Source organism: Janibacter alkaliphilus (assembly GCF_013408565.1).
Classification (GTDB): domain Bacteria; phylum Actinomycetota; class Actinomycetes; order Actinomycetales; family Dermatophilaceae; genus Janibacter; species Janibacter alkaliphilus.
The window spans coordinates 1,579,505-1,605,117 of the sequence record NZ_JACBZX010000001.1; the positions used below are offsets into that span (position 1 = coordinate 1,579,505).

Genomic DNA, 25,613 nt, shown 5'->3' on the forward strand with positions numbered 1-25,613 from the left:
GCGCTCAGTGCGGTCGGCTGGGTAAGCGCGGTCAGCGCGCCAGCGGGTAGACCAGCAGCAGCGCCCAGACCAGCTCGGCGATGCCGGTGGTGGCGATCGCCGGGACCAGCGCCTTGCCGGTGGCCCCGGAGAGCACCGCCTTCAGCCCGGGCGCGGCGAGCAGCAGCCCGACGAGGGCGACCGGCGCGAAGGGGTGCCAGAAGGCCATCAGCCCGGTGGCCGCCGCGGCCACGACGAAGAGCCCGAGGTAGAGCCGTCGGGTCTTGGCGTCGCCGAGACGGACCGCGAGGGTCTGCTTGCCGGCGACGGTGTCGGAGGGGATGTCGCGCAGGTTGTTCGCCACGAGGATGGCGCTGGCCAGGCAGCCGACGGCGATCGCGCCGAGCACCCCGACGAGCGAGATCGCGTTGGCCTGGGTGTACTCGGTGCCGAGCGTGGCCAGCAGCCCGAAGAAGAGGAAGACGTAGACCTCGCCGAGGCCGCGGTAGCCATAGGGGTTGTCGCCGCCGGTGTAGCGCCAGGCCGCGACCACGGCCAGCGCGCCGAGCGGGATGAGCAACCAGGTCTGGGCCAGCGCCACCAGCGCGAGCCCGGCGAACGCACCGACGCCGAACCACAGGAAGGCCATGAGCTTGACGTTGTCGGGGTTGGCGATCCGCTGACCCACCAGCCGCACCGGACCGACCCGGTCCTCGTCGGTGCCGCGGATGCCGTCGCTGTAGTCGTTGGCGTAGTTCACCCCGATCTGCAGCGAGACCGCGACGATCAGCGCGAGGACGGCCAGCCCGAGCTGGGCGGTGTCCTCGGCGGCGGCCGCGGCGGTGCCGACGACGACGGGGGCGACGGCGGCGGGCAGGGTGCGCGGCCGGGCGCCGGCGACCCACTGGGCGAGGGATGCCATGACTGGTGGTGCTCGATCCTTCGGTGGGGCAGGGGCCTCAATCGTACGAAGGGGAGCCCGCGGTCGAGGTGATCCACGCCGTGGAAGGGGGCGCCGATCACCTCGACCCCGCTGCCGATGACTCAGGGGCAGATGACTCAGGGGCAGGTGACTCTGAAGCAGGTGGCTCAGGCGGAGGCGACGAGCTCGCGCGCAGCCGCCCGGTCCGGTTTGCCGGGGCCGCGGCTGGGCAGGGCGTCGACGACGAGCACCCGCCGCGGCAGGGCGTGGCCGGGCAGGTGCGGGCGCAGCATCTCCCGGATCTGCTCGACCCCGTCGGCGGGCACGCGGCCGGGCGGCGGGCCGCCGGGGGAGGTGACGACCACGAGGGTCACCGCCTGCCCCCACTCCGGGTCGGGGACGCCGACGGCCAGCGCCTGGGTGACCGCCGGGACGTGCGCCAGCGTCGCCTCCTCCAGCAGCCGCGGCGCCAGCTTGAGGCCGCCGGTGGTGATGAGGTCGTCGGCGCGGCCGAGCACCTGGACGGTGGTCCGGCCGTCGTGCTCGCCGACCTCGCCGAGGTCGTCGGTGGCGAACCAGCGGGTGCCGTCGGGTGCGGTGCGGAAGGAGGCGGCGGTCAGTTCGGGCCGGCCGAGGTAGCCGTGGGCGACCACGGGCCCGCCGAGCAGCAGCCGCCCTTCGTCGTCGGTGGCGACCTGCACGCCGTCGAGCGGCCGCCCGGCGTACACGCACCCGCCGCAGGTCTCGCTCATGCCGTAGGTGGTGACCACGCGGACCGAGCGCTCGCGGGCCCGCTCGAGCAGGTCGGGCGGGCTGGCGGCGCCGCCGACGAGCACGGCGTCGAAGCGGCGCAGCGCCTCGACCCCCAGCGGATCGTCGAGGAGCCGGGTCAGCTGGGTGGGCACGAGGCTGGTGTAGCGCCGTTCGCCGGTCATCGCCGCCGCGCCCTGGACGAGGTCGAAGGGGGTCATCCCCGCCGGGTCGAGGGCGATCGGGGTGGTCCCGGCGTGGACGGAGCGGGCCAGCACCTGCAGCCCGGCGACATGGTGGGTCGGCAGCGCGAGCAGCCACTGCCCCGGCCCGCCGAGCCGGTCGTGGGTGGCGGCGGCGCTGGCGGCCAGAGCGGCGGCGCCGAGCATGGCGAGCTTGGGGTCGCCGGTCGATCCGGAGGTACCGACGACGACCGCGAGGTCGTCGGGGAGATCGGTGTCGTCCGACCGGTCCGCCGCCGGTCCTGCGCCGGGCCCGCCGGAGCCATCGGCGGCGGGTGCGTCGTCAGCGGGGACGGGCCGGATCGGGGCACCACCGGCCAGCGCCCGCTCGAGCACCGGAAGCGCCTCGAGCACCGCGGGTCCGGTCGGCAGCGGCAGGTCGGTGATCCTCACCGCTCCATCCTCGCCCATGCCCGGCGGTTGCGCCGGGGCCCTCCACAGGCCCGGCGGGTCGCCCCCTTCACGGGTCGTCCCCGTCGAGCCATCCCCTTCTCGGGCCGTGCCGTTCTCCGCTGGACCTCTGCCGCGCCGTACCCCTGAGCGAACGAAACTGCTGCCAGCAGCAGTTCGGCGAGCCAGCCGCACCTCGTGCTGCTGCTGGCTCACGGAACTGCAGCCAGCAGCAGTTCCGTCGGTGGCCGCTCCGGGAGGACGTCGGCGCTACATCACCAGGCCGAGGGCGAGCACCATCGGCAGCGAGACGAGCGCGCCGAGGGACGTGGTCGCGGTGAGCGTCTTCAGCGCGCCCTGGGTGGACAGGCCGAGCAGGCTCTTGAACATCCAGAAGAAGTTGCTGTTGACGTGCAGCGCGAACATCGCGCCCGAGGCGATGGCCAGCCCGATCACCACCGGGTCGACGCCGGTGGAGGCGACGACCGGGGCGATGATCCCGGCGGCGGTGATCGCACCGACCGAGACCGAGCCGATCGCGAAGTGCAGCACCGCGGCGATGACCCAGGCGAGCAGGATGCTCACCAGCGCCGGGGCGCCGGCGTCCGCGGAGAAGAGGTCGGCCAGCGTGCCCTCCAGGCCGGTCTCGGTGATGACCGCGCCGAGCGAGCCGCCGATGCCGGTGATGAGCAGGATCTCGCCGGTGGTGCGGAAGCCGCTGCTCAGCGCGTCGCCGGTGGCGTCCGTGCCCAGCGACCAGCGGCCGATGACGAAGGCGAGCAGCAGCCCGATGAAGAGGGCGATGTTGGCGTCTCCGAGGAAGGCCAGGCGGTACTCGCCGAGGAACCGGACGAAGGGGTTGTCCGGCTCCATGAGCCCGGCGAAGGTGCCGGTGGCGATGAGCACCAGCGGCACGAGGATCGGCAGCAGCCGGACGATCAGCGGCAGGCCGAGCGCCTTCGCCGGGACGTCGTCGACGGCGAGGTCCTCGTCGAGGTCGGCGTCGGCGCCGGAGCGGCGGGCCGGCTGCGCGTCCACCTGGTGGCTGGCGAGGAAGGCCGCGTGGCCCGGGTTGTCCGGGTGCTCGGCCTCGTTCTCGTCGATGTCGGTGGCCGGCTTCCAGTAGCCGGTCTGCAGGATGAGCCGGAAGAGGAGCGTCGTCAGCAGCGCGGTGGCCAGGCCGATCGGCAGCCCGAGCACGAGGTAGCTGCCGAGGGGGACGTCGAGCAGCCCGGCGACGGCGACCGCTGCCAGGCCGGGCACGACGAAGACGTAGCCGGCGAAGATGCCGACGCCGATGGCGCCGGCCAGCCACGGCAGACCGCGCTTCTTGTCGATGACCGGGGCGGCCTGGCGGGCCATCGGCGAGGCGAGCACGACCTGCACGTCGACGTAGATCGACGGGAAGATCGTCGCCAGGGCCGCGGACATCGCGTAGGGCAGCTTGCCGCCGACCCGGTGGGCGATCACCTCGACGAGGGCGCGGAAGGTCCCGGTGGCCTGCAGCAGGCTGCCGGTGAGCACGCCGAAGCCGATGAGCAGGCCGACCTCGGCCATGATCTCGCCGAAGCCGGTGGTGATCGCGGTGACCGTGCCGGTGTAGCCGACGCCGGTGGCCAGACCGAGGTAGACCGAGCTGATGATCAGCGAGATCACCGGGTCGACCTTGAACCGGATGATGAGCAGGATCGCGGCGAGGATCGCGATCGCGGTGTGCAGGACCTCCATCCTGCGCACCCTAGGGTCTGGTGACCTGGCTCACGACCTGGGAGGACGCTGGGGCGAGGCGGGTCGGTCGGGGGAGCGCCGAGCGGTCGCCGTGGCGCGCCCGGCGGTCGTCTCGAGGTGGTGGCCGCCGGTCCGGCCGCGGGGCACCTGTCTCAATGGTCGCTGTGCGCGTGGGTGTCAGCCGATCCAGCCGAGGCCCTCGGCGATGAGCACCGCGCCGAAGGCGAAGAAGAGGACCGCCGCGCCGATGGTGATGGCCCGTTCGGGCAGCTTGCGGCCCAGCAGGGCGCCGACGGCGATGGCCAGGGCGTCGGCGGCGACCATGCCGAGGGTGGAGCCGATCCACGTGCCGAACCATCCCTCGCGGGTGGCCAGGGTGATCGTGGCGAGCATCGTCTTGTCGCCGAGCTCGGCGAGGAAGAAGGCGGTGCCGACGGCGAGGATCGCGGCCCCCTTCGCCCGTCTGGCCTTGTCGGCCTCCTCGTCGGTGAGCTCGTCGCCGCGCAGGGTCCACAGCCCGAAGACGACGAAGGCGAGGCCGGCGATGATCGCGATCCAGTCCTGGTGCTCGGCGAAGGCGTCGCCGATCCAGAAGCCGATGCCCACCGAGGCGAGGTGGACGATGAGGGTGGCGCCGGTGATCGCGAGCAGCACGTCGCGGGCGCGGTAGCGGGCGGCGAAGGTCATCGCCATGAGCTGGGACTTGTCGCCGAGCTCGGCGACGAAGATCACGGCGGTGGAGATCAGGAAGGCGGTCACGCGGGTCCTCTTCGTGGTGCTGGTGCCGGACCGGGGCTGTCGGTGACGACGACCTCGACCAGGCACGCCGTCATGGGTCGTCGTGCTGGTCGACAGTCTCGTCCGCCACGGGTCCGTGGCCTGCCGTGCCGGTCGCCTCGCCCGTGGGCTCGGCGGCAGTGTGTCGACACGACCGTTGAGGACTACTCCCTCTCGATGGGGCGAGTCTACGGGTGCGGTGAGCGCCAGGGTGCACCGGGGCGCCGAGAACCTCTCGCTCCCCGGAGAAGCCTTCCCCGGGGAGCGAGCCTTTATCGGGTTACCCGATAAAGGCTCGGAGGGTCAGAAGTACCAGGGGAAGGGGGACCAGTCCGGCTCGCGCTTCTGCAGGAACTGGTCGCGGCCCTCGACGGCCTCGTCGGTCATGTAGGCCAAGCGGGTGGTCTCGCCGGCGAAGACCTGCTGGCCCATGAGCCCGTCGTCGAGGAGGTTGAAGGCGAACTTCAGCATCCGGATCGCCTGCGGCGACTTGCCCATGATCTCTCGGGCCACGCCGAGCGCCTCGGCCTCGAGCTCGGCGTGGTCGAAGACCATGTTCACCGCGCCCATGTCGTGCATCTGCTCGGCGGTGTAGGGGCGGCCGAGGAAGAAGATCTCCCGGGCCCGCTTCTGCCCGACCTGCTTGGCCAGGTAGGCGCTGCCGTAGCCACCGTCGAAGGAGCCGACGTCGGCGTCGGTCTGCTTGAAGCGGGCGTGCTCCCGGCTGGCCAGGGTCATGTCGGCGACGGCGTGCAGGCTGTGCCCGCCGCCGGCCGCCCACCCGTTGACCAGGGCGATGACGACCTTCGGCATGGTCCGGATGAGCCGCTGCACCTCGAGGATGTGCAGCCGGCCCCCCTCGGCCTTGACCCGACGCTCGTCGACGCCCTCGGCGGTGGCGTCGCCGCCGGGGTCCTGCGCGTACTGGTAGCCCGAGCGCCCCCGGATCCGCTGGTCGCCGCCGGTGCAGAAGGCCCAGCCCTGGGTGGTCGCGCTCGACCCCTCCCGCGGGGACGGGCCGTTGCCGGTGAGCAGCACGACGCCGACGTCCGGGCTGCGGCGGGCGTGGTCGAGGGTGCGGTAGAGCTCGTCGACGGTGTGCGGGCGGAAGGCGTTGAGCACCTCCGGCCGGTCGAAGGCGATCCGCACGACCCCCGACGCCGCGCCCTCCCCGGTCGCCCGGTGGTACGTGAGGTCGGTGAGGTCCGCGAAGCCGGGGACCTCCTGCCAGGCCTCGGGGTCGAAGGTCTCGCTGACGCCGTCCAGTGCACTCACGGTCGGCGAGCCTAGTCGCCGTGCCCGGATGAGCGACGTCTGCTTGGCTGACGACATGGTGGACGTGCGGTGGATCTGGCTCTTCCTGCACCACGAGGTGGGCGAGGACGGCTACCGCTCCGCGCGTGCCGACGCGGCCTGGGCCTTCTGGGCCCAGCAGACCGGCCAGCAGCCGTCCCCGGCCCGCGGCACGAAGGGGGAGTTCACCACCCTCGTCCCGGCCGAGGGCGACGGTTGGATCAAGCTGCAGCGCACCGGGTCCGGTGACGGCATCCACCTCGACCTCGTCGTCGAGGACGTGGACGCGGCGGCCGAGGAGGCGGTCGGGCTGGGCGCGACGCTCGTCGACCGCTACGCGCGCGTCCGGGTGCTGCGCAGCCCGGGCGGCTTCGTCTTCTGCTTCACCGACTGGGACGCCGAGGGCCGCCCGTCGCTGCAGCTGCGCACCGGCGACGAGCTGGTCGACCAGGCGTGCCTGGACATCCCGGCGCCGCGCTACGCCGACGAGATCGCCTTCTGGTCGACGCTGACCGGCTGGGAGGCGGTGCAGAGCACGCGGGCCGAATTCCGCGCGCTCCGTCGACCCGAGTCGCTCCCGGTCCGGGTGCTGCTGCAGCGGCTCGAGGACGCCGCCGTGGACGAGCCGGTGACCGGGCACGTCGATGTCGCCTGCGACGACCGGGCCGCGGCCACGCCGCGCTGGGAGGACGCCGGTGCCGACGTCGTGGCGCAGGAGGCCTTCTGGACGGTGCTGCGCGACCCGGCCGGGGTCCCCTTCTGCCTCACCGACCGCGACCCGCAGACCGGGCTGCTGCCCGGACCCGGCTGAGCAGCGCCGACAGTCGAAGGGGGAGAGCGGCGGTGGTCGACGTGCTGACCTGGGCGGCCTGGACGCTCACCCTGGCCGGCGGGCTGCTGCTCGCGGGCGCCGCGCTCGGGCACCTGCGCGACTCGGCGATGCTCCGGGCCACCCTCGCCGCCCAGGGTCTGCTCCCGGCACGCCAGCACGCCCTCGTCAGCGTGACCCTCGGGCCGGTCGAGCTCGGGCTGGCCGTCGCGCTGCTGCTCGGCTGGCTGCTGCCGCTGCCGCTCCTGGCGCGCGTCGCCGCGCTGGCGACCGCCCTGCTCATGGCCGCCTTCGCGGGCTACCTCGCGCTGCTGCTGCGGCGCCGCCTAGGAGCTCCCTGCGGGTGCTTCGGGTCCGGGACGGTATCTGTGACGGCGGTGGCCCGGGCCGCGCTGATCGCACCCTTCGCCCTGCTCGCGGCCGTGCTCGGTCCGGCCGGTCCCGATCTGGTGACCGCCGCGTCCGCGGTGCTCGTCGCCGCGATGCTCTGGGTGCTGCCGCAGATCAGCGCGCTGAGCTCCGAGCGACCCCCCACTGCTGCATGAGGACCAGCGCCTCGTCGCGCGAGGACGGCATGGTGACCTCGCGGGCGGCGCCGCTCTTGTCGAGCAGCAGCAGCACCGGCGGGGAGAGATGGGCGATCTGCTGCCAGGCGTCCTCGTCCTGGACGTAGCGCAGCCGCTCGTCGAGCTCGCCCCACTCCTCGCGGGCCTGGTAGCCGAGCACGAGGGCGGGCGCGTCGAGCTGCGCGTGCTGCTCCGCCAGCGTCGCGGTGAGCAGCCGGCACATCGGGCAGCTGCTGTCCGCGGCGAGCACCAGCGTGGGACCGCCGGAGCAGGCGAGCCCGGGCATCGACACGACCTCGTCCACCTCGCGGGGGTCCCACGAGGTGGTGGCGGTGGCGACCTCGCGGCGCAGCATCCGCACCTCGCGCAGCACCGCCGCCAGGCCGAGGTAGAGCACGACGATCGCCAACCAGCTGAGGACGACGAGGGCGATCAGGGGGTCCATGCGGGTGTCCTCTCATGACGGTGGTCCCGGGGTTGCCGGGCGGCGCTGGCGGGGACAGGGTCATCCGCCCAGTCCCGGGATGCCCAGCGGGCCGGCCAGCACGACCACGGTGGCCAGGGCGTAGAGGGCGGCCAGCGCGACGTGCAGCGCCCGCTGGTGGGCCACCCAGGCGTCGTCCCACTCCGCGTCGGCGCCGTAGCCCAGCGAGGACAGCGTCATCAGCGCGCGCCCGGCGCCGAAGCCGAGCCCGGCCAGCAGCGCCTGCCACGGGTCGGCGACCAGCGCGAGCGCCACGAGCAGCGCGTAAGGGAGCCCGCTGGTGACGAAGGTCCGCATGCCCGTGCCCATCTCGATGCCGAACTGCATCGGGCCCAGCACCGGGCCGTGCCGGAAGACCGTCTCCGGGACGAGCCGGGCGTTCTGCGGCAGCGCGAAGGAGACCAGCCCCAGCTCGCGGACGAGGATCACCGCCGTCCAGGCGATCACCAGACCCGCCGCGACCGGCACCGGCAGCGGCCAGCGCAGCAGCGACCCCACCAGCATGATGCCCAGGGCGCTGATCACGCCGCCGATCAGTAGACCGGCGCTGAAGCCGTACTTCCCACGATCTCGCCAGACCGACGAGCTCAGCACGAGGGCCGAGTTCCGCGATCATGTCGAGCCGCTCGTGGAGAAGCCGGCGAGCATGGCCAGCGCGAGCCAGCCCACCGGCCCGGACCAGGCGTCGCCGCGGACCCCGCCGGTCACGCTCAGCAGGGTCACCGCCGCCAGCGCGGCCACCCCGGTGGCGGGGTGCAGCGCGAGACGGCGCGCGCGGACGGCGCGGGCAGGGCTGGTCACGAGGCGTCGTCGACGGGCGTCGTCGGTGGCGTCGGCGCGTGGGGGTCAGACCGCGGCGCGGCAGATCGAGAGATAGCTGCGCGTCCAGATCCAGAAGACCGGCTCGGTCGTGCGGCCGTCGGAGCACCGGTAGGTCACCCCGTCGACCGTCCACTTCCAGGCGTTCTTGCCCGAGCACGACCCGGAGACGGGGCGGTAGGTGGTGCTGCCGACGCTGTCGGCCCGGTGCCAGCCGTCGGCGTCGCAGTTGTCGGAGCCGATCGCGCTGCCGCCGAAGCAGGCGCCCGCGATGTTGCGGTACTGGCCGGTGTTGTCCCGCTGCTCGCGGTAGCCGCGCGGGTAGGCGTCGCTGCAGTCGTTGCGGTCCCAGCCGTCCAGGCCGCTCGGGCTGGTCTCGGCGACGGCCGGAGCAGCGGCGCTGCCCCAGGTCAGGGCGGTGGCGCCCAGGGTCATCCCGGACAGGGCCACTCCCTTGAGCACGCCGCGTCGTCCGGGGCGGACCGACGGCAGGTCGGAGAGCGCGATCCCGGGGCCGCCGGAGGCGGGGGCGTCGCTGTCAGGGATGGTGTCGAGGTCGAGCGTCATGTCCGTGTCCTCTCAGGTCCAGGCGATGTCGATGCTGTCGACCCAGTCGAGCAGCGTGCGCGAGCTGATCTTCGACTCCGGGCCAGCGACGGCCTCGCCGATGCCCTTGCGGGTGCCGACGATGTAGGCGTAGTCGTGGGCGGTGCGGGAGCGCCGGCCGTGGTGCAACGGACGCCGCCACACCTCGCCGTGGGCGGTGTCCGCCCCCTTCGACCGTGGCTTCATCCGGCGGGCCTCGGCCGGGACCGGCAGGTCGAGCGAGCTGTGCGACTCCCCGACGAGCAGCACGTGCTCGTTGACGGCCTCGAGCAGCGTGTTGCGCTCCGGCCGGACCACCATGCCGCTGGTGGAGTCGCTGACCCTCAGCACCCCGAAGAGGCCGGTGAGCGTGTGGTCCGTCGGCGCCGGCCCGGAGAAGACCGTCATCAGCTCGTGCCGCGGACCGATCAGCGAGGCGATCGTCGTGCGCTTGTCGGCGCCCGTGGCGATCCGCAGCTCGCGGCCGCGGACCCGCAGGCGGCGATGGCTGGCGGAGCGAAGGTGATGCTCCGCGGCGAAGTCGTGGAAGCCGGTCGTCCCGATCTGGAAGCCGCGGCCGTAGGAGCTGCCGACGAAGCGCACCCCGCTGACCTCGCTGGAGAGCCGCTCGTCCGCCCAGCTCGCCTGGACGTCGCGGCCGCTGGGCGCGACCCGGCTGAAGGTGTATCTCATGTCATCCCCCGATGCTGATCGTCGTCGTGCTGATCGTCGTCTCGCTGTGCCTCCCCGGCCCGTCCAGCACCGGGTGGCTCCTCCCCGGGATGCAGGATGGCACCGAGCGGCCGGGCTCGCGCGTCGAGCGGGACGCGCCCGTCTCAGGCGCCGAGACGGGCAGATGGTCACGGGTACGACCGGGGGTGTCGAGCCCGTGACGGACCCGTCGCGCCGGCCGCGTCACACAGATTTCACACGGGAACGGCCCACCCACGACCACGGGGACGACCCGAGGGGGCAGGCTGTGCGCATGGGTAACTCGACTCCGACGACCGTCGTCCTCTTCGGCGCCACCGGCGACCTCGCCCGGCGCAAGCTGCTGCCGGGGCTGCTGCACCTGGTCAAGACCGGGCTGCTGGAGCAGGTGCAGATCGTCGGCACCTCCCTCGACGACATCGACCGCGACCAGTTCGTGGAGATCGCCCGGGAGGCGGTGCACGAGTTCGGCGACGACAGCGACGTCGAGGCCTGGCCGCAGTTCGAGCCGCTGCTGCACTGGGTGCGCGGCTCCGACGGACCGCAGGCGCTGCGCGACGAGGTCCTGCAGATCGAGAGCGAGTGGGAGGGCCAGGACCCGCAGCGGTTGCACTACCTCAGCGTCCCGCCGAAGGCGGCGCTGTCGGTGGTCCACGAGCTCCGCGACGCCGGGCTCGTCGAGCGCAGCCGGATCATCATGGAGAAGCCCTTCGGCACGGACCTGGTGTCGGCCCGCTCGCTGAACCGGCAGCTGCACGAGGTCTTCGACGAGGAGCAGATCTTCCGGATCGACCACTTCCTCGGCAAGGAGGCCGCCCAGAACATCCTGGCGTTCCGCTTCGCCAACGGCCTCTTCGAGCCGATCTGGCACCGCAGCCACATCGACCACGTCCAGATCGACGTGCCCGAGTCGCTGGGCCTGGAGACCCGGGCCGACTTCTACGAGGCCACCGGCGCCTACCGGGACATGGTCGTCACCCACCTCTTCCAGGTGATGGCCTTCATCGCGCTGGAGCCGCCGACCTCGCTGGAGCCGCACGCCATCACCGAGGAGAAGAACAAGGTCTTCCGGTCGATGAAGCCGATCGAACCGTCCGACGTCGTCCGCGGCCAGTACGTCGGCTACCGGGACATCGAGGGCGTCGCCGAGGAGTCCGAGACCGAGACCTTCATCGCGCTGAAGTGCTTCGTCGACAACTGGCGCTGGGCCGGGGTCCCCTTCTACCTGCGGACCGGCAAGCGGCTGTCGGAGAACGCCCGGATCATCTCGATCGCCTTCAAGGAGCCGCCGCAGTCGATGTTCCCCTCCGGCTCCGGGGTCGGTGACCACGGGCCGGACCACCTCACCTTCGACCTGGCCGACGAGTCCCGGATGTCGCTGTCCTTCTACGGCAAGCGGCCCGGACCGGGGATGAAGCTGGACAAGCTGTCGATGCAGTTCGCCATGCACGACACCGGCTGGGCCGGCTCGGTGCTCGAGGCCTACGAGCGGCTCATCTACGACGCCGCCCGCGGTGACCGGACCCTCTTCACCTCCGCGGAGGGCATCGAGCGGCTCTGGGAGATCTCCCAGCCGCTGCTGGAGAACCCGCCGGTGGTCCGGGCCTACGAGCAGGAGTCGTGGGGCCCGAACCAGATCCACCAGCTCATCGCCCCCTTCACCTGGAGGCTGCCCTTCGAGCGGCGCTGGCGCGACCCGAACTCCGCCGGGGCCTGACGAGCCTGGCGGGGCCCTGACAGGCGCCCGACCGGCGAGGGATCAGGCGTGGGCCCGGCCCGCTCAGACCAGGGCGCCGACCCGGGCCTCGAGCAGCCCGAGGAAGGCACCGAGGGTGACCAGCTCGCGGCTGCTGCGCGGGGCGGCGTCGGCGAGCACCGGTGACATCACGACGAAGGCGGCGTGCTGCCCGCGCGAGACGGCGACGTTGAGCCGGTGCCGGTCGAGCAGGAAGCCCAGGCCGCGGCTGATGTCGTGCGCCGACGAGGCGGACATCGAGACGATGACCACCGGCGCCTGCTGCCCCTGGAAGGAGTCGACGGTGCCGACCCTGGCCTGCTCCAGATGGTCCCGGGCCAGGGCGTCCTGCAGCGCGGCCACCTGGTGGTTGTAGGGGGCGACGACGAGGACGTCCGCCGGGGTCAGCGGGCGGGTGCCCGCACCGTCGGTCCAGGGCCGGCCCACCAGGTCCGCCACCAGCTGCGCCACCCGCTCGGCCTCCTCGGGCGACTCGGTGGTGCGCCCGGCGTGCTCGACCTCGACGACGTGCAGGCCCGGGGCGATCCCGGCGAGGTCGCGGCCGGTGGTCACCTCCTCGCGGGAGCGCAGCCGATCGTCGTAGGCGAGCCGGGAGACCGGTGCGGTGAGCGCGGGGTGCATCCGCCAGGTCTGCGCGAGGAAGTAGCCGAGCTCGTCGGGGATCGTCTCGGCGTCGCCGAGCAGCCAACCGAGCGCGGAACGGTCCACCGGCTCCGGGTGGGTGCCCTGGGAGACCTGGGGCAGCTGCTGCGGGTCGCCGAGCAGCAGCAGCCGGGCACCGGCGGTGGAGACCCCGATCGTCGGCGCGATCGCCAGCTGACCGGCCTCGTCGACGACCACGAGGTCGAGCTGTCCGGCCTCGATCCGGGTGCGGTTGGTGAGGTCCCAGGCGGTGCCGCCGAGCACGTAGCCGCGTCCGGCAGCGGCGTGCTCCGCGGCGAAGGGTGCGTACCCGGTCGACGTCAGCTCGGTCCAGGTGCGCTCGCCCTCGCCCTTGGGTGACTTGCCGACCTGCTCCGCCGGGACGCCCGCTGTGACGATCGCGTCGAGCATGTTCTCCACCGCCGCGTGGCTCTGCGCGACGACCCCGACCCGCCAGCCGTGCTCGCGGACCAGGGCGCTCACGACGTGCGCGCCGACGTGGGTCTTGCCGGTGCCGGGCGGGCCCTGCACGGCCAGGTAGGAGCGGTCCAGGGACAGCAGCGCGTCCCGCACGTCGGCGACGTCGTCACCGGTGCGGGGGAGCTCGGCGGTCGCGTCGTCGCTCTGGTGAGCCGTCGTCCGAGGCGCACGGCGGGCCAGCAGGTCCAGCGCCGGGCCGGGCGGCAGCACCGGCTCGTGCGGCGGCACCCGGTGGTTCGGCGGTGCCGGCGTGGTCCTCTCGCCCGTCTGGGCGTCCAGGACCTGCTGGGCGACGTCGCTGATCGCGGTCACGATGTTGTCGGCCCGAGGCGGGGCGTCCGGCCCGAGACCGACCGGCAGATCGGGGTAGCCGCTGGTGCCTCGCGGAGCGCTCTCCTCGACGGTGACCGCCACCAGCTCGGCGCCGGACGGGTCGATCACCTCCTCGCGCGCCAGCAGCCGGACCGCGCGGTGGGCCCCGACCTGGCCCTCCTGCGCCACGTCAGCCGGGGGGTCGTGGTAGACGGCGACCAGCCCCCGTCCGGACAGCCCACGGTCCTCGCCGACGACGCGCAGGGTGCGCCGCGGCGAGCTGCGCGGGGTCGGTGCCACCCACTCGGTGAGCTGCTCGACACGGTCGCCGCGCAGCACGTCGGTGCCGGCCGCCCACTCCTCGACCGGGGAGCCGAGACGGTCGAAGTGCCCCCACCAGTACGGCTTGTCCTCACGGCGGTGGTACCCGACGGCCGCGGCGAGCATCGCCACCGCCTGCTGCTGCGGGCTACGCTCGTGCGCGGGGTCGTCCCCGACGAGGGCGAGCAGCTCCTCGGTGCGCTCAGCCGGCGGCTCCACCGCGGCGTCCGGGTCCTCGCCCTGTCCGCCGGGACGGTCGGCGACCTGGTGCTCGTCGGCGCGGGCGCGCAGCCAGTCCCGCAGCCGCAGCGTGGAGAGGCAGTCGTACTCGTTGTACTGACGGATGTCCTCCAGCCGCTCGGCGGCCAGCACGGCGTCGCCGTCGACCAGCGCCTGCACGTAGCGGTGGTACTCGACGATCGAGTCGCCGCCGCCGGTCACCCCGTCGGCGGCGCGCAGCTCGTCGCCCATGTAGAGCGGCTCGAGCTGCTTGATCGAGTACGAGCCGGTCCCGACCCGGACAGACTGCTTGACCGTGGCGTAGAGATCGACGAGGACCCGGTCGCGCAGCAGCCCGTCGACCTCCTCCTGGCCCTCACCGTGCCGCGCCGCCAGCCGCAGCAGGGCCGAGCGCTCGTAGCCGGAGTAGTGGTAGACGTGCAGGTCGGGCCAGCGGCGCCGACGCTGCTGCAGCCAGTCGAGGAAGGCCCGCAGCGCCGCACCCTCCTGCCGCCGGTCGTGCGCCCAGAAGGCGGTGAAGGCGGTGCTCCCGTCCGGCTCGAGCGTCAGGCAGCCGAAGAGGTACTCCAGGCCCCAGGTGCGCGAGCCCGGCTCGTGCCACATCGGGTCGGCCTCGAAGTCGAAGAAGACGTCGCCCGGGCTGGGGGTCGGCAGCGCCAGGGCGGCCGGGGTGACCACCTCGTGGGTCAGCGTGCCGGCCTCGCGCGCCGCCAGCTGCAGCCGCGCCTGCGCCCGCAGCCGGTCCCGCACCTGGGCTCGCAGGCCCGGCACGACGGTGTCCTGGGGCAGCGCGGCCAGGTCGCCGACCGTGACGACGCCGACCTCGGCCAGCGCGGTCCGCTGCGCGGCGTGCACGCCGGCGACGAGCAGCACGTCGTCCTCGCCGTGCAGCTGGGCCTGGCAGGTGTCGCAGACCAGGCACGCGGCGACCGACGCGTCGTGCAGGTCGGCCGCGCCCGGACCCTGCAGGTGCGTCGTGACGAGCTCGCTCAGCCGGGCCCGCCGGGCGCGCACCACCGGGAGCACGTCGTCGAGGCGGGTCTCCCGGGCGTCCTCGTCGCCGAGGACGAGCCGCAGCACCGGCGACACCGGGACGCCGCCGCGCTGCAGGATGTCGGCATAGGCGCCGACCTGCAGCAGCGCCTCGACGCTCTCCCGGCGGGCCAGCTTGGCGTCGCAGACCACCCACCGCCCGTCCTCGCCGCGCAGCAGGAAGTCGGCGACCCCGACGAACCCGGGCTCGGCGATCACCGCCTGGACGACGAGGTCGACCGCGGGGTCGGCGAGCCAGGCCAGGGTCTGGGCGTGCGCGGCCGCGTAGCCCTCGGGCGTCGGCTCCGGCCGGGGCGCGCTGCGCACCGCACCAGGACGCTCGGCCGCGAGCGCCCGCAGCACCCGCTGCTCGTGGGCGTGACCGAGCTCGGCGACCCGGGCGAGCACCTCGTCCTCGACCGGCTCGGGGGCCGGTCGGCGGTCCAGGGCGACGTCGAGGTCGGCCAGCAGCGCGTGCTCGCACCCGGCGGCGCGGCGCAGGTCGCTGGCCGAGAGCAGCACCTCGGGCGACGTGCCGGGGACCTGGATGATCTGCATGCCGCCACCCTACGAAGGGGGACCGACACCGTCGGCCCGCCCGGTGCGCCCCGTGGCCGGCCCGGTGGCAGCGACGGTCGGCGCGCCGTAGCGTGCTCGGACCGCGGTCGTCGCCGACCGCGGTCTCGAGGAGCCGAGAGCCAGGAGCAGCCGCCATGCGCCGCATCAGCCGGGACGCCGAGGGGTGTCCGAGCCACCCGGACGACCAGGGGCAGGCGTCATGAGCAGCGGGACCGAGCAGCAGCCGGCCGCCCGGTGGTCGCTCGTCGGCCCCGGGATCATCGTCGCGGCCACCGGGGTCGGCGCGATCGACCTCGTGGCCACCCTCGTCGCCGGCAGCTCCTACGGCTACGGGCTCTTCTGGTGCGTGCTGGCCGGGTGCCTGATGAAGATCGTGCTCGTCGAGGGCGCCGGTCGCTACTCGCTGGCGTCGGGCCGCACGATCTTCGAGGGCTGGAGCAGCCTGGGGCGCTGGACCCACGTCTACTTCGTGCCGTACATCGTCATCTGGGGGTTCGTCTACGGGGCGGCGGCGATGGCCGGGACCGGCCTGCCGCTGCACTCGCTCTTCCCGGTGCTGCCGGTGGAGGCGTGGGGCATCCTCGCCGGCCTGGCCGGGGCCGCGCTGGTGTGGCTCGGCCGGTACGGGATCTTCGAGAAGGTCTGCGCCGCGCTCGTCGGGCTGATGTTCGTCACGATGGTCGGCGCCGCCGTCATGACCGTGCCCAACCTCGGGGACATCGTCGCCGGGCTGCGCCCGTGGGTGCCCGACGACGGGCTGGTCACCGTGCTCGCGCTGGCCGGCGGGGTCGGCGGCACCATCACGCTGGCCGCCTACGGCTACTGGCTGCGGGAGAAGGGGTGGGCCACGCCCTCCTTCATGCGGGTGATGCGGATCGACAACGTCGTCGCCTACACGATCACCGGGGTCTTCGTCGCGGCCACCCTGGTGGTCGGTGCGGAGCTGCTCTACTCCGCGCAGATCGCCATCGCCGACGGCGACGAGGGGCTGCTCGATCTCTCCGAGGTGCTCGCCGAACGCTACGGCGAGTGGTCCGGCACGGTCTTCCTCGTCGGCTTCTTCGCGGCGGCCATGTCCAGCCTGCTCGGGGTGTGGAACGGGGTCTCGCTGATGTTCGCCGACCTCGTCGGGCACCTGCGCGGCCTGGATGCGGACGCGCCCGAGCGTCGCATCGGCGGACGCTGGTACCGCGCCTACATCCTGTGGCTGACCTTCCCGCCGATGATCATGCTCTTCCTCGGCCGGCCGGTCTGGCTCATCCTCGCCTACGGGGTGCTCGGCTCGCTCTTCATGCCCTTCCTGGCCATCACCCTGCTGTGGTTGCTCAACACCGACCGGGTGCCGCAGCGCTGGCGCAACCGGTGGTGGACCAACCTCGCGCTCGTGCTGTGCGCGGCGGTCTTCGCCTGGCTCGCGGTCACCGAGCTCGTCGAGACCGTCCGGGGCGCCTTCGACTGACCGACTCTGCGCTGTTCCCGCCCGACCGTCACCCCGTGCAACCGTCACCCACAACCACCGGGCTACCACGCAGTAAGTGTCGTGATCACAGCACTTACTGCGTGGTAGCCGGCGTCCTGGGCGGCGACGAAGGGGGTGGCGGCGACTGATCCGTCCGGGCCTTGCCGTGGGGTGCCCTCACTCCGATAGCCTGTAGTAGGTCAGCTGTCCACAGGTAGACGCAGCTGCCCGGCGAGGGGATGGCCGTCGCGGCTGCACCGATGCAGAGGTGATGAGTTCCATGACCCAGCCCGCTTCCACGAGCCGACCGCTGGTCGTCGGCTACGACGGCTCCGACGGCGCCGAGAAGGCCGTCCGTTGGGCGGCCGCGGCCGCCGCCCACGCCGGCGCCCCGCTGGTCGTGCTGCACGCCGCCGACAGGATCCAGTACGCCCACGACGCCGGTGTCGGCATCTGGGACCCCACCAAGGCCCTGGAGAGCTCGCGCAAGGCGGCCGAGGCCGGTGCGCGGATCGCCCGCGAGCAGGCGTCGGGCCTGGAGGCCACCGCCCGCGGCTCCCTGCTCGGCCCCCGCCAGGCCCTCGACGAGGCCTCCGCCGGCGCGGCCGGCGTGGTGGTCGGCACCCGCGGCCTGGGCCGGGTGCGCAGCACCCTGCTCGGCGCCACCGCCTACGGGGTCACCGGTCACGCCCGCTGCCCGGTCACGGTCGTGCCCTCCTCGGCCCGGCTGCCCGGACCGGACGCTCCGGTCGTCGTCGGTGTCGACGGCTCGGTCTCGGCCGAGCGAGCCGCCGAGTCCGGCGCCCAGCAGGCGGCCGCCTGGGGAGCCCGGCTGCACCTCATGACCTGCTGGAAGAAGGCGGACAAGGACCCGTGGGGTATCGACCCCGCCGGCTTCGACAGCGAGGAGGACGCGGCCAGAGCCTTCGAGGAGGCCGCGCTGAAGATCGCCGACGAGGCCAAGTCCCGCGTCGTCGAGCAGCACCCGGACCTGGAGGTGACCACCAGCGCCCCCTCGGGCCGCGCGGACGAGGCTCTGCTCGACGCCAGCTCCGAGGCCGGGCTGCTCGTCGTCGGCACCCGCGGCGGTGGCGGCTGGCTCTCCTCCGAGCACGGCTCCACCTCCCGGAACCTGCTGCACCTGAGCAAGGTGGCCGTCCAGATCGTCCCCTGACCCCGCGGCAGCACCCCTGACCGGGGCCCGGCGTCGACGCGCCGGGCCCCGGTCGCTGCGACGGGCAGGGCTGTCGGTGTCCTCTGGCAGGGTGAGTGCATGAGCCTGCGCTGGTACACCGTGGTCGTCGACGCCACCGACATCGCCTCGCTCGGCCGGTGGTGGGCCGAGACCCTGGGGTGGAGCATCGTCTACGAGGACGAGCACGAGGTGGCCGTCGCCGCGGACCCCGACGCCGAGGAGCGGGTGATCGAGGACCTGCCGACGTGGCTGGCTCAGCGACCGGCGCTGGTCTTCGTCCCCGTCCCCGAGGCGAAGGGCGTGAAGAACCGGCTGCACATCGACCTCGCCCCGCACACCAGCCAGGAGCGCGTCGCCGAGATCGCCGCGCTGCTCGAGCGCGGAGCGACCCGCGTCGATGTCGGGCAGAGCGCCGACGTCACGTGGGACGTGCTGGCCGACCCCGAGGGCAACGAGTTCTGCGTGCTCTCCACCCGCGACCGGTGACCCCGTCCGACCTGTCCGGCCGACCCACCGTGCCCGACCTGCCGCAGCTGCCGAACCTGCCGGAGCTGCCCGACCTGCTCGGGTCGCTGCACGTGGTGCGGCTGCCGCTGCGGGTGCGCTTCCGCGGGATCGAGCAGCGCGAGGTGGCGCTGCTGCGCGGCCCCTCGGGCTGGGGCGAGTTCGCCCCCTTCGTCGAGTACCCGCCGACCGAGGCCGCCGCCTGGCTGGCCGCCGCGATCGAGGCCGGGTGGGGGGAGTGGCCCACCCCGGTGCGCGACGAGGTGCCGGTCAACGCCACCGTGCCGGCGGTACCGGCCGCACGGGTGCCCGAGGTGCTGGCCCGCTTCGAGGGCTGCACCACGGCCAAGGTGAAGGTGGCCGAGGCCGGCCAGACGCTGTCCGACGACCTCGACCGGGTCGCCGCCGTCCGCGAGGTGCTCGGGGCGACCGCGCGGATCCGGGTGGACGCCAACGGGGCGTGGTCGGTGGACCAGGCCCGCGAGGCGGTCGCCGCCCTGAGCCGCTTCGGCCTGGAGTACGTCGAGCAGCCCTGCGCGCAGGTCGCCGAGCTGGCGGCGCTGCGCCTGGCGCTGGCCCGCGACCGGGTGGAGGTGCCGGTGGCCGCGGACGAGTCGATCCGCAAGGCCCAGGACCCGCTGGAGGTCGCCCGGCGCGGGGCCGCCGACGTGGTCGTCGTCAAGGTCGCTCCGCTCGGTGGGGTGGCGCGGGCGCTGGCGGTCGTGCAGGACTGCGGGCTGCCCGCGGTGGTGTCCTCGGCGATCGACTCCAGCGTCGGGATCCGTGCCGGGGTGGCGCTGGCCGCCGCCCTGCCGGACCTGCCGCACGCCTGCGGGCTGGGCACCGTGCGGCTCCTGGAGGAGGACGTCAGCGGTGAGCCGTTGGTCCCGGTCGGCGGGGCGCTGCCGGTGCGCGATCCCGCCGTGGACCCCGCTGCCCTGGCCCGGCACCGGGTCGAGCCCGAGCGCGAGACCTGGTGGCGCGAGCGGCTGACCGCGGCCCACGCGGTGCTGGCGGGCTGAGCCAGGAGAGGGCGCTGCCGTCCTGGCCTGGATCCTCGCTGCCCGGTCTCGACCTGCGCGACGCTCGTCCCCAGCCGTCCCCGTCCCGTACCGGCATCCCCAGACTTCGGCGACGCCTGGCGGCGCCCGCACCGCTGCGGTGGGCTGTCGGCCATGGACCCCTTCGACCTCTCCGGCGTCGCCACCCGGCTCGACAGTGCTGCCCGGCTCCTGCACGAGCTGGCCTCGGACGTGGCCGGCACGGCCGAGGTGCGCTGGCGATCCGGTGCTGCCGACCTCTTCCGGGAGCAGGTCGACGCGAGAGCTCGGCGGCTGCTGGACCTGGCCCGGGACGCCGAGGATCTGAGCGGGGAGACGCTCGCCCTGGAGCACGCTGCGCGCGAGCGGGCGAGCCTCGCCGCCGAGGTGGCCGAGACCATCGCCGTCGTGGCCCGGCCGAAGGGACCGCTGCTGTGAGCGCCGGCACCGGCGGCCTCGACGTCGCCGGGGGCAGCCACGGCCTCGCCGTCTCCCTCGACGAGATGGCCTGGGCCGCGCGCCGGCTGGACCGGGTCGCCGACCAGCTGCAGGGGCTGCTGGCCGAGCTGCTCCTGCTCGAGGTGCACCCCCGGCTCCAGGCGGCCTCGCTGGTGGCTCCCGACCGAGGACTGCCCCTGCAGCTGGGCCTGGCGCGCCTGTGCAGCCCGGTCGGGATCGGCGGCAGCGCGCTGGCCCTGGAGGTGCTCGCCGACGGGGTGGCCGAGGCGCTCGCGGTCTACGACGACGTGGAGCGGCTGGTGGACGGCGCCATCGACACCGTCGAGGTGGGCGTGGGCATCGGGCTGGGCGCCACCGCGCCGCTCACGGTGCCGGCCCTCGGCCTCGGCGTGGCCGTGGCCAGTCCCGAGCGGGTCGACGCCTGGCTCTTCGACCACCCCTGGGTGGTGCCGCACACGATGGACGGGCTCGAAGGGGTCGTCCTCGGCCTGGGTCTCGGCGTGCCCGTGGCCGGTCCCTGGCTGCTCGGTCGGTCGCTCGGCGCGGGCGGCTACCCGCCGCGCTCGCAGCCCGAGGCGGTCGAGGCGCTGCTGCTCGGGCTGGCAGGCACCGGGCTGATGGACGAGTCCGGCCACCGCGCCTCGGTGGTGCCCGGCGCGCGGCAGCCCGGCCGGGGTCCGCGCTCGGTCGCGGACCTGGTCGCCCGGGACGGGCCCAGCGCCGGCGGCCAGAAGGTGCGGGTCACCCGCGTCGCACGGCCCGACGGGACCTCCGCGTGGATCGTCGACGTGCCCGGCACCCAGACCTTCGACCCCCGGACCGGCCGGACGATCTACGACATGACGAGCAACGCTCGGCTCGCCGCCAACCAGCGCACGCTCTCCACCCAGGCGATCGCCGACGCGCTCGGCGACGCCCAGGCGCGGATGGGCGGACCGGGCGCGCGCCACGAACCGATCCTGCTCAACGGGCACAGCCAGGGCGGCCTCACCGCCGCCGCCCTGGCCGCGGACCCCCGCGTGCGACGGCGGTTCCCCGGGGCACGGCACGTGGTGACCACCGGCGCGCCGGTCGCGACCGTCCCCGTCGGCCGCGACGTCTCGGTGCTCTCGGTCGAGCACGACCAGGACCTCGTGCCCGGCCTGGACGGCGCGGACAACCCGGACCGGGAGCAGTGGGTCACGGTGCGCCGGGACGTCGCCGAGGACCTCGACGAGGACGCGGGCGCCACCGAGGCTCACGACAACGACCTCTACGAACGCACCGCCGCCCAGATCGACGACGCCGGCGACCAGGACCCCTCGCTGCGGGACTGGCGGGCGGGCGCGGCTCCCTTCCTCGACGGGGGTGAGGCCGAGACGATCGACTACGAGATCACCCGCGAGCGCCGGTGAACGCCGGTGAGCGCGGTCGCACGCCCGACGGGCTGGCAGGATCGACCCTCGTGACCCCCTCGCTGACCGCAGCCCGCGTGCTCCTCGACGAGCTCGTCCGGCTCGGGGTCCGCGACCTCGTGCTCTGCCCGGGTTCGCGGTCCGCGCCGCTGGCCTACGCCGCGCACGAGCTGGACGAGGCCGGTCGGCTGCGGCTGCACGTGCGGGTCGACGAGCGCTCCGCCGCCTTCCTCGCGCTGGGCCTGGGCAAGCGCTCGCGGCGGCCGGCGGTGGTCGTGACGACCAGCGGCAGCGCGGTGGGCAACCTGCACCCGGCCGTCCTCGAGGCCCACCACGCGGCCGTCCCGCTGATCCTGCTCACCGCCGACCGGCCGCCCGAGCTGCGTGGGGTGGGTGCCAACCAGGCCACACAGCAGCCGGGGATCTTCGGCGGGTCGGTGCGGCTCGCGCTCGACCTGGAGACCCCGGCCGAGCCCGCCCGCCAGGCCGCCACCTGGCGCAGCGCCGCCGGTCGTGCCGTGGCTGCCGCCACCGGGGCGCTCACCGGGCCCGGGCAGGCCGGGCCGGTGCACCTCAACCAGCCCTTCCGCGACCCGCTCGCACCGGGCAGCGACGACCCGTTGGTCGATGGTGGCGAAGCCGGTGCCGGTGCCGGTGGTGGTGGCGGGAGCGCCGAGGGCGGCGACCCGGTGCGCGGACGTCCGGACGGCGCCCCGTGGGTGACCCTGCCCGGCGCCATTGCCGGACCGGTGCCCGACGGGCATCCCCCGCTGGCCAACGACGAGCGCACTCTCATCGTCATCGGCGAGCTGCCCACGCCCGGGCTGCGCCGCGCCGCGCTCGACTGGGCGGCCCACCACGGAGCGCCGGTCGTCGCGGAGCCCGGCCCGGGCACGCACGACCTCGTGCTCCCGCACGGCGCCCTGCTGCTCACCGCGCACGCCTGGGTCGAGGCGCACCTGCCCTCGCGGGTGCTCGTCGTGGGCCGCCCCACGCTCGGTCGAGCCGTGCCGGCGCTGACCCGGCGTCCGGGGGTGCGCGTCGAGGTGATCACCCCGGGCGAACCCGCCGCCGACGGCTGGGCCGACGCCACCAGCACCGCCGCCGCCGTGCACCCTGTCTCCGCGCTGGTCCTCGATGGCGACCCGGGCCCGCCGGCGGACCCGTCGGCCTGGGCCCGTGAGTGGCTGGACGCCGGTGAGCGGATGGCCGCCGCGCTCGACCCCGACGCGGCCCGCGCCGCGACCGCCCCCATCGAGACCGGCGTACCGACCCCGCCCGCCATGCCGGCCGCACCGACCCCGCCCGCCCCCCTGGACGCACCGACCCCGCGCGCGACGCTGGACGGGCCGACCGTCGCGGCGCTGCTGAACGACGCCCTGCCCACGGGCGCCCGGCTGCTGCTCGGCAGCAGCAGCGTGGCCCGCGACTGGCACCTCGCGCTGCCTCGGCCCCGGCCGGACCTCGACGTCGTCACCAGCCGTGGTCTGGCCGGCATCGACGGGCTGGTCAGCACCGCGGCCGGTCTGGCGCTGGCCGACCCGCAGACCCCGACGGTCGCGCTGCTCGGCGACCTCAGCTTCCTGCACGACGCCGGCGGGCTCGTCATCGGCCCGGACGAGCCGACCCCGGACCTGACGATCGTCGTCGTCGACGACGACGGCGGCAGCATCTTCACCACCCTGGAGCACGGGGCCGACGCGCTGGCCGCCCCCTTCGCCCGGATCTTCGCCACCCCCACCCGAAGCGACGTCGCGGCCGTGGCCCGGGCGCACGGGGCCGCGGTCGTCGAGGTCCGCGCCGCCGCCGACCTGGCCGCAGCGGTGTCAGCGGCTCCCGAGGGCCTGCGGGTGGTGCGGGTCCCGGTCGACCTGCACGGTCGCCGCTCGGCGGACCAGCGACGGCGCGACCGGGTGGCGAGGGTGCTGGCTCAGCCGCCGAGCGCCTGACGCATCGGCAGCAGCTTGGCCTCGGACTCGGCCACCTCTTCGTCCGCCCGGGACCCGGCGACGATCCCGCAGCCGGCGTAGAGCCGCAGCCGGTCGGGGGCCTGGTAGCGCCCCGAGCGCAGGGCGATGCCCCACTCCCCGTCGCCGCTGGCATCCATCCAGCCGACCGGCCCGGCGTAACGACCCCGGTCGAGGTGCTCGAGCTCGCTGATCAGCGCGTCCGCGGCCGGGGTGGGGGTGCCGCAGACCGCGGCCGACGGGTGCAGCGAGCTGGCCAGGGCCAGCGACGTCGAGTCGTCGTCGACCACCCCGGCGACGTCGGTGGCCAGGTGCATGACGTTGCTCAGGTGCAGCACGAAGGGGGACTCCGGCACGTTGACCGAGGAGGTGTGCGCGGCGAGCGCGTCAGCCACCGAGCGCACCGCGTACTCGTGCTCCTCGAGGTCCTTGCTGCTGCGGGCCAGCGACGCCGCCAGCGCGAGGTCGTGGCTGTCGTCGCCGCTGCGCCGGATCGTCCCGGCGAGCACCCGGGAGGTGACCAGGCCCCGCTCGAGCCGGACGAGCATCTCCGGGGTGGCCCCGACCATCCCGTCCACGGCGAAGACCCAGGTCGTCTCGTAGCCCTCGGCCAGCCGCCGCAGCAGCCAGCGCGGGTCGACCGGTGCCTCGGCCCGCGCCTGCACCGAGCGGGCGAGCACCACCTTGTCCAGGGCGCCCGCGTTGATCCGGGCCACCGCCTCCTCCACCGCGGCCGCCCACGAGGTGGCGTCGAGGCGCCCGTCGCCGATCTGCACCGGGCCCGGCGCCGGGGGCGGGGTGCGCCGTCCGGGGACGACGTCGGCCGGGGGCACGGTGGCGTCCACGGTCATCGTCGTCACCCAGGCCTGCCGGCCGCGGCGCCCGACGAGCACCTCGGGCACGACGAGCGTGGACTCCTCCTGCGAGCTGCCCGAGTAGGTCATGGTGCCGAAGGCGACCGGTCCGGTGCCCGGCAGGTCGACGTCGTCGCGGACGATGCACTCCCGGGTGGTCTCCCGCCACCAGCGCGCCGCGTCGGCGAAGCGGTCCGGGCCGGAGGTGCTGACCGAGGCCACCCGACCCCAGCCGACGAGGCCCTCGCCCCGACGGACCCAGGAGACCACCGCGGCGGGGTCGGCGGTCGGCGGGAGCACGTCCAGCAGGTCCCCGACACGGGCCGCGGGGACGGCGGTCGTCCGGGCGATGAGCGGGGACGGTGCCGCCGGGGAGGGTGACGTCATGGCTGCTCCAGGGTACGACCAGTGCCCGGCGCGGGTGCGAGGATGTGCCGCATGACCCGCGCCTCCCTCGCCAAGGACCCCCAGGCGGTCGCGTCGATGTTCGACGAGACCGCGGCGAAGTACGACCTCATGAACGACGTGATGTCGCTCGGGCAGACCCGGCTGTGGCGGCGCGCGGTGACCGCGGCGATCGACCCGGCGCCGGGGGAGCGGGTGCTGGACATCGCGGCCGGCCCGGGGTCGTCCTCGGTGTCGCTGCGGGCCGCCGGCGCCGACGTGGTCTCGGCGGACTTCTCGCTCGGGATGCTCCGGCAGGGGCGCACCCAGCGGCCCGACCTCGACTTCGCCGCGGCGGACGCGACCCGGCTGCCCTTCGCCGACGCCTCCTTCGACGTGGTGACGATGTCCTTCGGCTTCCGCAACGTCGGCGACCAGGAGGCGGCCCTCGGCGAGTTCCTGCGGGTGACCCGCCCCGGCGGGCGGCTGCTGATCTGCGAGTTCAGTCAGCCGACCAACCGCTGGTTCCGCACCGTGTACTCCGAGTACCTCATGGCCGCCTTCCCCCCGGTGGCCCGGGCGATCAGCTCCAACCCGGAGAGCTACGTCTACCTGGCCGAGTCGATCCAGGCCTGGCCGGCCCAGCGCGAGCTGGCGACCCGGATCGCCGCCGCCGGATGGACGGACGTCGCCTGGCAGAACCTCACCGGCGGCATCGTCGCGCTGCACCGCGCGATCCGCCCCTGACCCGCGGCCGACACGCGACCCACCTACGACGACGCGACCCACCTACGACGCGACCCACCTACGACGCGACCCACCTACGACGCGAGCTACCACGCAGTAAGTGTCGTGATCACAGCACTTACTGCGTGGTAGCCGGGGGCTTGGGGGCGGGCGGGGGTTAGGTAGGCCTTCGT

24 protein-coding genes are annotated in these 25,613 nt (G+C 74.3%); 12 read left to right on the forward strand and 12 right to left on the reverse strand.

Translation table 11 applies throughout. The annotated features are described in order from the left end of the window. Positions 1–31 precede the first annotated feature (31 nt). From BJY28_RS07695 to BJY28_RS07715, 5 genes are all read right to left on the reverse strand, one after another. Positions 32–901 (reverse strand): 1,4-dihydroxy-2-naphthoate polyprenyltransferase, encoded by an 870-nt coding sequence (locus BJY28_RS07695; RefSeq protein ID WP_179462495.1) that lies wholly within the window; start codon positions 899–901, stop codon positions 32–34. Between the two features lie 167 nt (positions 902–1,068). Further along, a complete protein-coding gene (gene menE / locus BJY28_RS07700) occupies positions 1,069–2,286 on the reverse strand; it encodes an o-succinylbenzoate--CoA ligase (protein ID WP_343037011.1) in 1,218 nt (405 codons plus the stop codon). A gap of 267 nt (positions 2,287–2,553) precedes the next feature. Then, the gene (locus BJY28_RS07705) at positions 2,554–4,011 is read right to left on the reverse strand and encodes a GntP family permease (RefSeq protein WP_179462497.1); all 1,458 of its coding nucleotides are present in this window, start codon (positions 4,009–4,011) and stop codon (positions 2,554–2,556) included. Positions 4,012–4,188: 177 nt separating this feature from the next. Further along, positions 4,189–4,770 carry a TMEM165/GDT1 family protein gene (locus tag BJY28_RS07710; RefSeq protein ID WP_179462498.1) on the reverse strand — a complete coding sequence of 194 codons (582 nt, stop codon included), beginning with the start codon at positions 4,768–4,770 and terminating at the stop codon, positions 4,189–4,191. Positions 4,771–5,091: 321 nt separating this feature from the next. Beyond that, entirely contained in the window at positions 5,092–6,063 is a 972-nt protein-coding gene (locus BJY28_RS07715; protein WP_343037012.1) for a 1,4-dihydroxy-2-naphthoyl-CoA synthase, read from the reverse strand. A gap of 28 nt (positions 6,064–6,091) precedes the next feature. Here BJY28_RS07715 and BJY28_RS07720 point away from each other — a divergent pair, with 28 nt between their 5' ends. Further along, a complete protein-coding gene (locus BJY28_RS07720; protein ID WP_246313368.1) occupies positions 6,092–6,892 on the forward strand; it encodes a VOC family protein in 801 nt (266 codons plus the stop codon). Positions 6,893–6,924: 32 nt separating this feature from the next. Further along, complete coding sequence (locus tag BJY28_RS07725) at positions 6,925–7,455, forward strand: MauE/DoxX family redox-associated membrane protein (RefSeq protein WP_179462501.1); 531 nt, start codon at positions 6,925–6,927, stop codon at positions 7,453–7,455. Here BJY28_RS07725 and BJY28_RS07730 read toward each other — a convergent pair. The 5 genes from BJY28_RS07730 to BJY28_RS07750 form a co-directional block, all read right to left on the reverse strand. After that, complete coding sequence (locus tag BJY28_RS07730) at positions 7,415–7,921, reverse strand: hypothetical protein (protein ID WP_179462502.1); 507 nt, start codon at positions 7,919–7,921, stop codon at positions 7,415–7,417. The two genes, BJY28_RS07725 and BJY28_RS07730, sit on opposite strands and share 41 nt — an antisense overlap. A gap of 60 nt (positions 7,922–7,981) precedes the next feature. Then, positions 7,982–8,485, reverse strand: a complete 504-nt coding sequence (locus BJY28_RS07735) for a hypothetical protein (protein WP_218875247.1) — start codon at positions 8,483–8,485, stop codon at positions 7,982–7,984. Positions 8,486–8,572: 87 nt separating this feature from the next. Then, positions 8,573–8,761, reverse strand: a complete 189-nt coding sequence (locus BJY28_RS07740) for a hypothetical protein (protein WP_179462504.1) — start codon at positions 8,759–8,761, stop codon at positions 8,573–8,575. 45 nt (positions 8,762–8,806) lie between these two features. Further along, positions 8,807–9,346 carry a hypothetical protein gene (locus tag BJY28_RS07745; RefSeq protein ID WP_179462505.1) on the reverse strand — a complete coding sequence of 180 codons (540 nt, stop codon included), beginning with the start codon at positions 9,344–9,346 and terminating at the stop codon, positions 8,807–8,809. Between the two features lie 12 nt (positions 9,347–9,358). Beyond that, positions 9,359–10,057, reverse strand: a complete 699-nt coding sequence (locus BJY28_RS07750) for a hypothetical protein (protein WP_179462506.1) — start codon at positions 10,055–10,057, stop codon at positions 9,359–9,361. 11 nt (positions 10,058–10,068) lie between these two features. Here BJY28_RS07750 and BJY28_RS07755 point away from each other — a divergent pair, with 11 nt between their 5' ends. Both BJY28_RS07755 and zwf read left to right on the forward strand, forming a co-directional pair. Beyond that, positions 10,069–10,257, forward strand: coding sequence for a hypothetical protein (locus tag BJY28_RS07755; RefSeq protein ID WP_179462507.1), 189 nt, complete (start codon positions 10,069–10,071; stop codon positions 10,255–10,257). A 92-nt stretch (positions 10,258–10,349) separates the two neighbouring features. Next, positions 10,350–11,792, forward strand: a complete 1,443-nt coding sequence (zwf, locus tag BJY28_RS07760) for a glucose-6-phosphate dehydrogenase (protein ID WP_179462508.1) — start codon at positions 10,350–10,352, stop codon at positions 11,790–11,792. A 63-nt stretch (positions 11,793–11,855) separates the two neighbouring features. On the opposite strand, the gene BJY28_RS07765 is transcribed toward zwf, so the two are convergent. After that, a complete protein-coding gene (locus tag BJY28_RS07765; protein WP_179462509.1) occupies positions 11,856–15,416 on the reverse strand; it encodes a TM0106 family RecB-like putative nuclease in 3,561 nt (1,186 codons plus the stop codon). A 220-nt stretch (positions 15,417–15,636) separates the two neighbouring features. On the opposite strand from BJY28_RS07765, the gene BJY28_RS07770 reads away from it, so the two are divergent. The 7 genes from BJY28_RS07770 (at position 15,637) to menD (ending at position 23,437) form a co-directional block, all read left to right on the forward strand. Further along, positions 15,637–16,896, forward strand: a complete 1,260-nt coding sequence (locus BJY28_RS07770) for an Nramp family divalent metal transporter (protein WP_179462510.1) — start codon at positions 15,637–15,639, stop codon at positions 16,894–16,896. 280 nt (positions 16,897–17,176) lie between these two features. After that, on the forward strand, positions 17,177–18,070 hold the full coding sequence (locus BJY28_RS07775) for a universal stress protein (RefSeq protein WP_179462511.1): 894 nt from the start codon (positions 17,177–17,179) through the stop codon (positions 18,068–18,070). 99 nt (positions 18,071–18,169) lie between these two features. Next, a complete protein-coding gene (locus BJY28_RS07780) occupies positions 18,170–18,577 on the forward strand; it encodes a VOC family protein (RefSeq protein WP_179462512.1) in 408 nt (135 codons plus the stop codon). 47 nt (positions 18,578–18,624) lie between these two features. Next, positions 18,625–19,617, forward strand: a complete 993-nt coding sequence (locus BJY28_RS07785) for an o-succinylbenzoate synthase (protein ID WP_179464002.1) — start codon at positions 18,625–18,627, stop codon at positions 19,615–19,617. Positions 19,618–19,770: 153 nt separating this feature from the next. After that, the gene (locus BJY28_RS07790) at positions 19,771–20,073 is read left to right on the forward strand and encodes a hypothetical protein (RefSeq protein WP_179462513.1); all 303 of its coding nucleotides are present in this window, start codon (positions 19,771–19,773) and stop codon (positions 20,071–20,073) included. After that, complete coding sequence (locus BJY28_RS07795) at positions 20,070–21,488, forward strand: hypothetical protein (RefSeq protein ID WP_179462514.1); 1,419 nt, start codon at positions 20,070–20,072, stop codon at positions 21,486–21,488. Before BJY28_RS07790 ends, BJY28_RS07795 begins: the two co-directional genes overlap by 4 nt. 50 nt (positions 21,489–21,538) lie before the next feature. Continuing rightward, positions 21,539–23,437 carry a 2-succinyl-5-enolpyruvyl-6-hydroxy-3-cyclohexene-1-carboxylic-acid synthase gene (menD, locus tag BJY28_RS07800; protein WP_343037013.1) on the forward strand — a complete coding sequence of 633 codons (1,899 nt, stop codon included), beginning with the start codon at positions 21,539–21,541 and terminating at the stop codon, positions 23,435–23,437. Here menD and BJY28_RS07805 read toward each other — a convergent pair. Further along, the gene (locus tag BJY28_RS07805) at positions 23,419–24,696 is read right to left on the reverse strand and encodes an isochorismate synthase (protein WP_179462515.1); all 1,278 of its coding nucleotides are present in this window, start codon (positions 24,694–24,696) and stop codon (positions 23,419–23,421) included. The genes menD and BJY28_RS07805 overlap by 19 nt on opposite strands. A 51-nt stretch (positions 24,697–24,747) precedes the next feature. Here BJY28_RS07805 and BJY28_RS07810 point away from each other — a divergent pair, with 51 nt between their 5' ends. Beyond that, complete coding sequence (locus BJY28_RS07810) at positions 24,748–25,440, forward strand: demethylmenaquinone methyltransferase (protein ID WP_179462516.1); 693 nt, start codon at positions 24,748–24,750, stop codon at positions 25,438–25,440. Positions 25,441–25,613 lie beyond the last annotated feature (173 nt).

Coding starts and splice junctions, on each gene's coding strand:
- BJY28_RS07695 (WP_179462495.1), bottom strand. CDS start 901: ATGGCATCCCTCGCCCAGTGGGTCGCCGGCGCCCGGCCGCGCACCCTG.
- BJY28_RS07705 (WP_179462497.1), bottom strand. CDS start 4,011: ATGGAGGTCCTGCACACCGCGATCGCGATCCTCGCCGCGATCCTGCTC.
- BJY28_RS07720 (WP_246313368.1), top strand. CDS start 6,092: ATGAGCGACGTCTGCTTGGCTGACGACATGGTGGACGTGCGGTGGATC.
- BJY28_RS07730 (WP_179462502.1), bottom strand. CDS start 7,921: ATGGACCCCCTGATCGCCCTCGTCGTCCTCAGCTGGTTGGCGATCGTC.
- BJY28_RS07745 (WP_179462505.1), bottom strand. CDS start 9,346: ATGACGCTCGACCTCGACACCATCCCTGACAGCGACGCCCCCGCCTCC.
- BJY28_RS07750 (WP_179462506.1), bottom strand. CDS start 10,057: ATGAGATACACCTTCAGCCGGGTCGCGCCCAGCGGCCGCGACGTCCAG.
- BJY28_RS07755 (WP_179462507.1), top strand. CDS start 10,069: ATGCTGATCGTCGTCGTGCTGATCGTCGTCTCGCTGTGCCTCCCCGGC.
- zwf (WP_179462508.1), top strand. CDS start 10,350: ATGGGTAACTCGACTCCGACGACCGTCGTCCTCTTCGGCGCCACCGGC.
- BJY28_RS07765 (WP_179462509.1), bottom strand. CDS start 15,416: ATGCAGATCATCCAGGTCCCCGGCACGTCGCCCGAGGTGCTGCTCTCG.
- BJY28_RS07770 (WP_179462510.1), top strand. CDS start 15,637: ATGAGCAGCGGGACCGAGCAGCAGCCGGCCGCCCGGTGGTCGCTCGTC.
- BJY28_RS07775 (WP_179462511.1), top strand. CDS start 17,177: ATGACCCAGCCCGCTTCCACGAGCCGACCGCTGGTCGTCGGCTACGAC.
- BJY28_RS07780 (WP_179462512.1), top strand. CDS start 18,170: ATGAGCCTGCGCTGGTACACCGTGGTCGTCGACGCCACCGACATCGCC.
- BJY28_RS07790 (WP_179462513.1), top strand. CDS start 19,771: ATGGACCCCTTCGACCTCTCCGGCGTCGCCACCCGGCTCGACAGTGCT.
- BJY28_RS07805 (WP_179462515.1), bottom strand. CDS start 24,696: ATGACGTCACCCTCCCCGGCGGCACCGTCCCCGCTCATCGCCCGGACG.
- BJY28_RS07810 (WP_179462516.1), top strand. CDS start 24,748: ATGACCCGCGCCTCCCTCGCCAAGGACCCCCAGGCGGTCGCGTCGATG.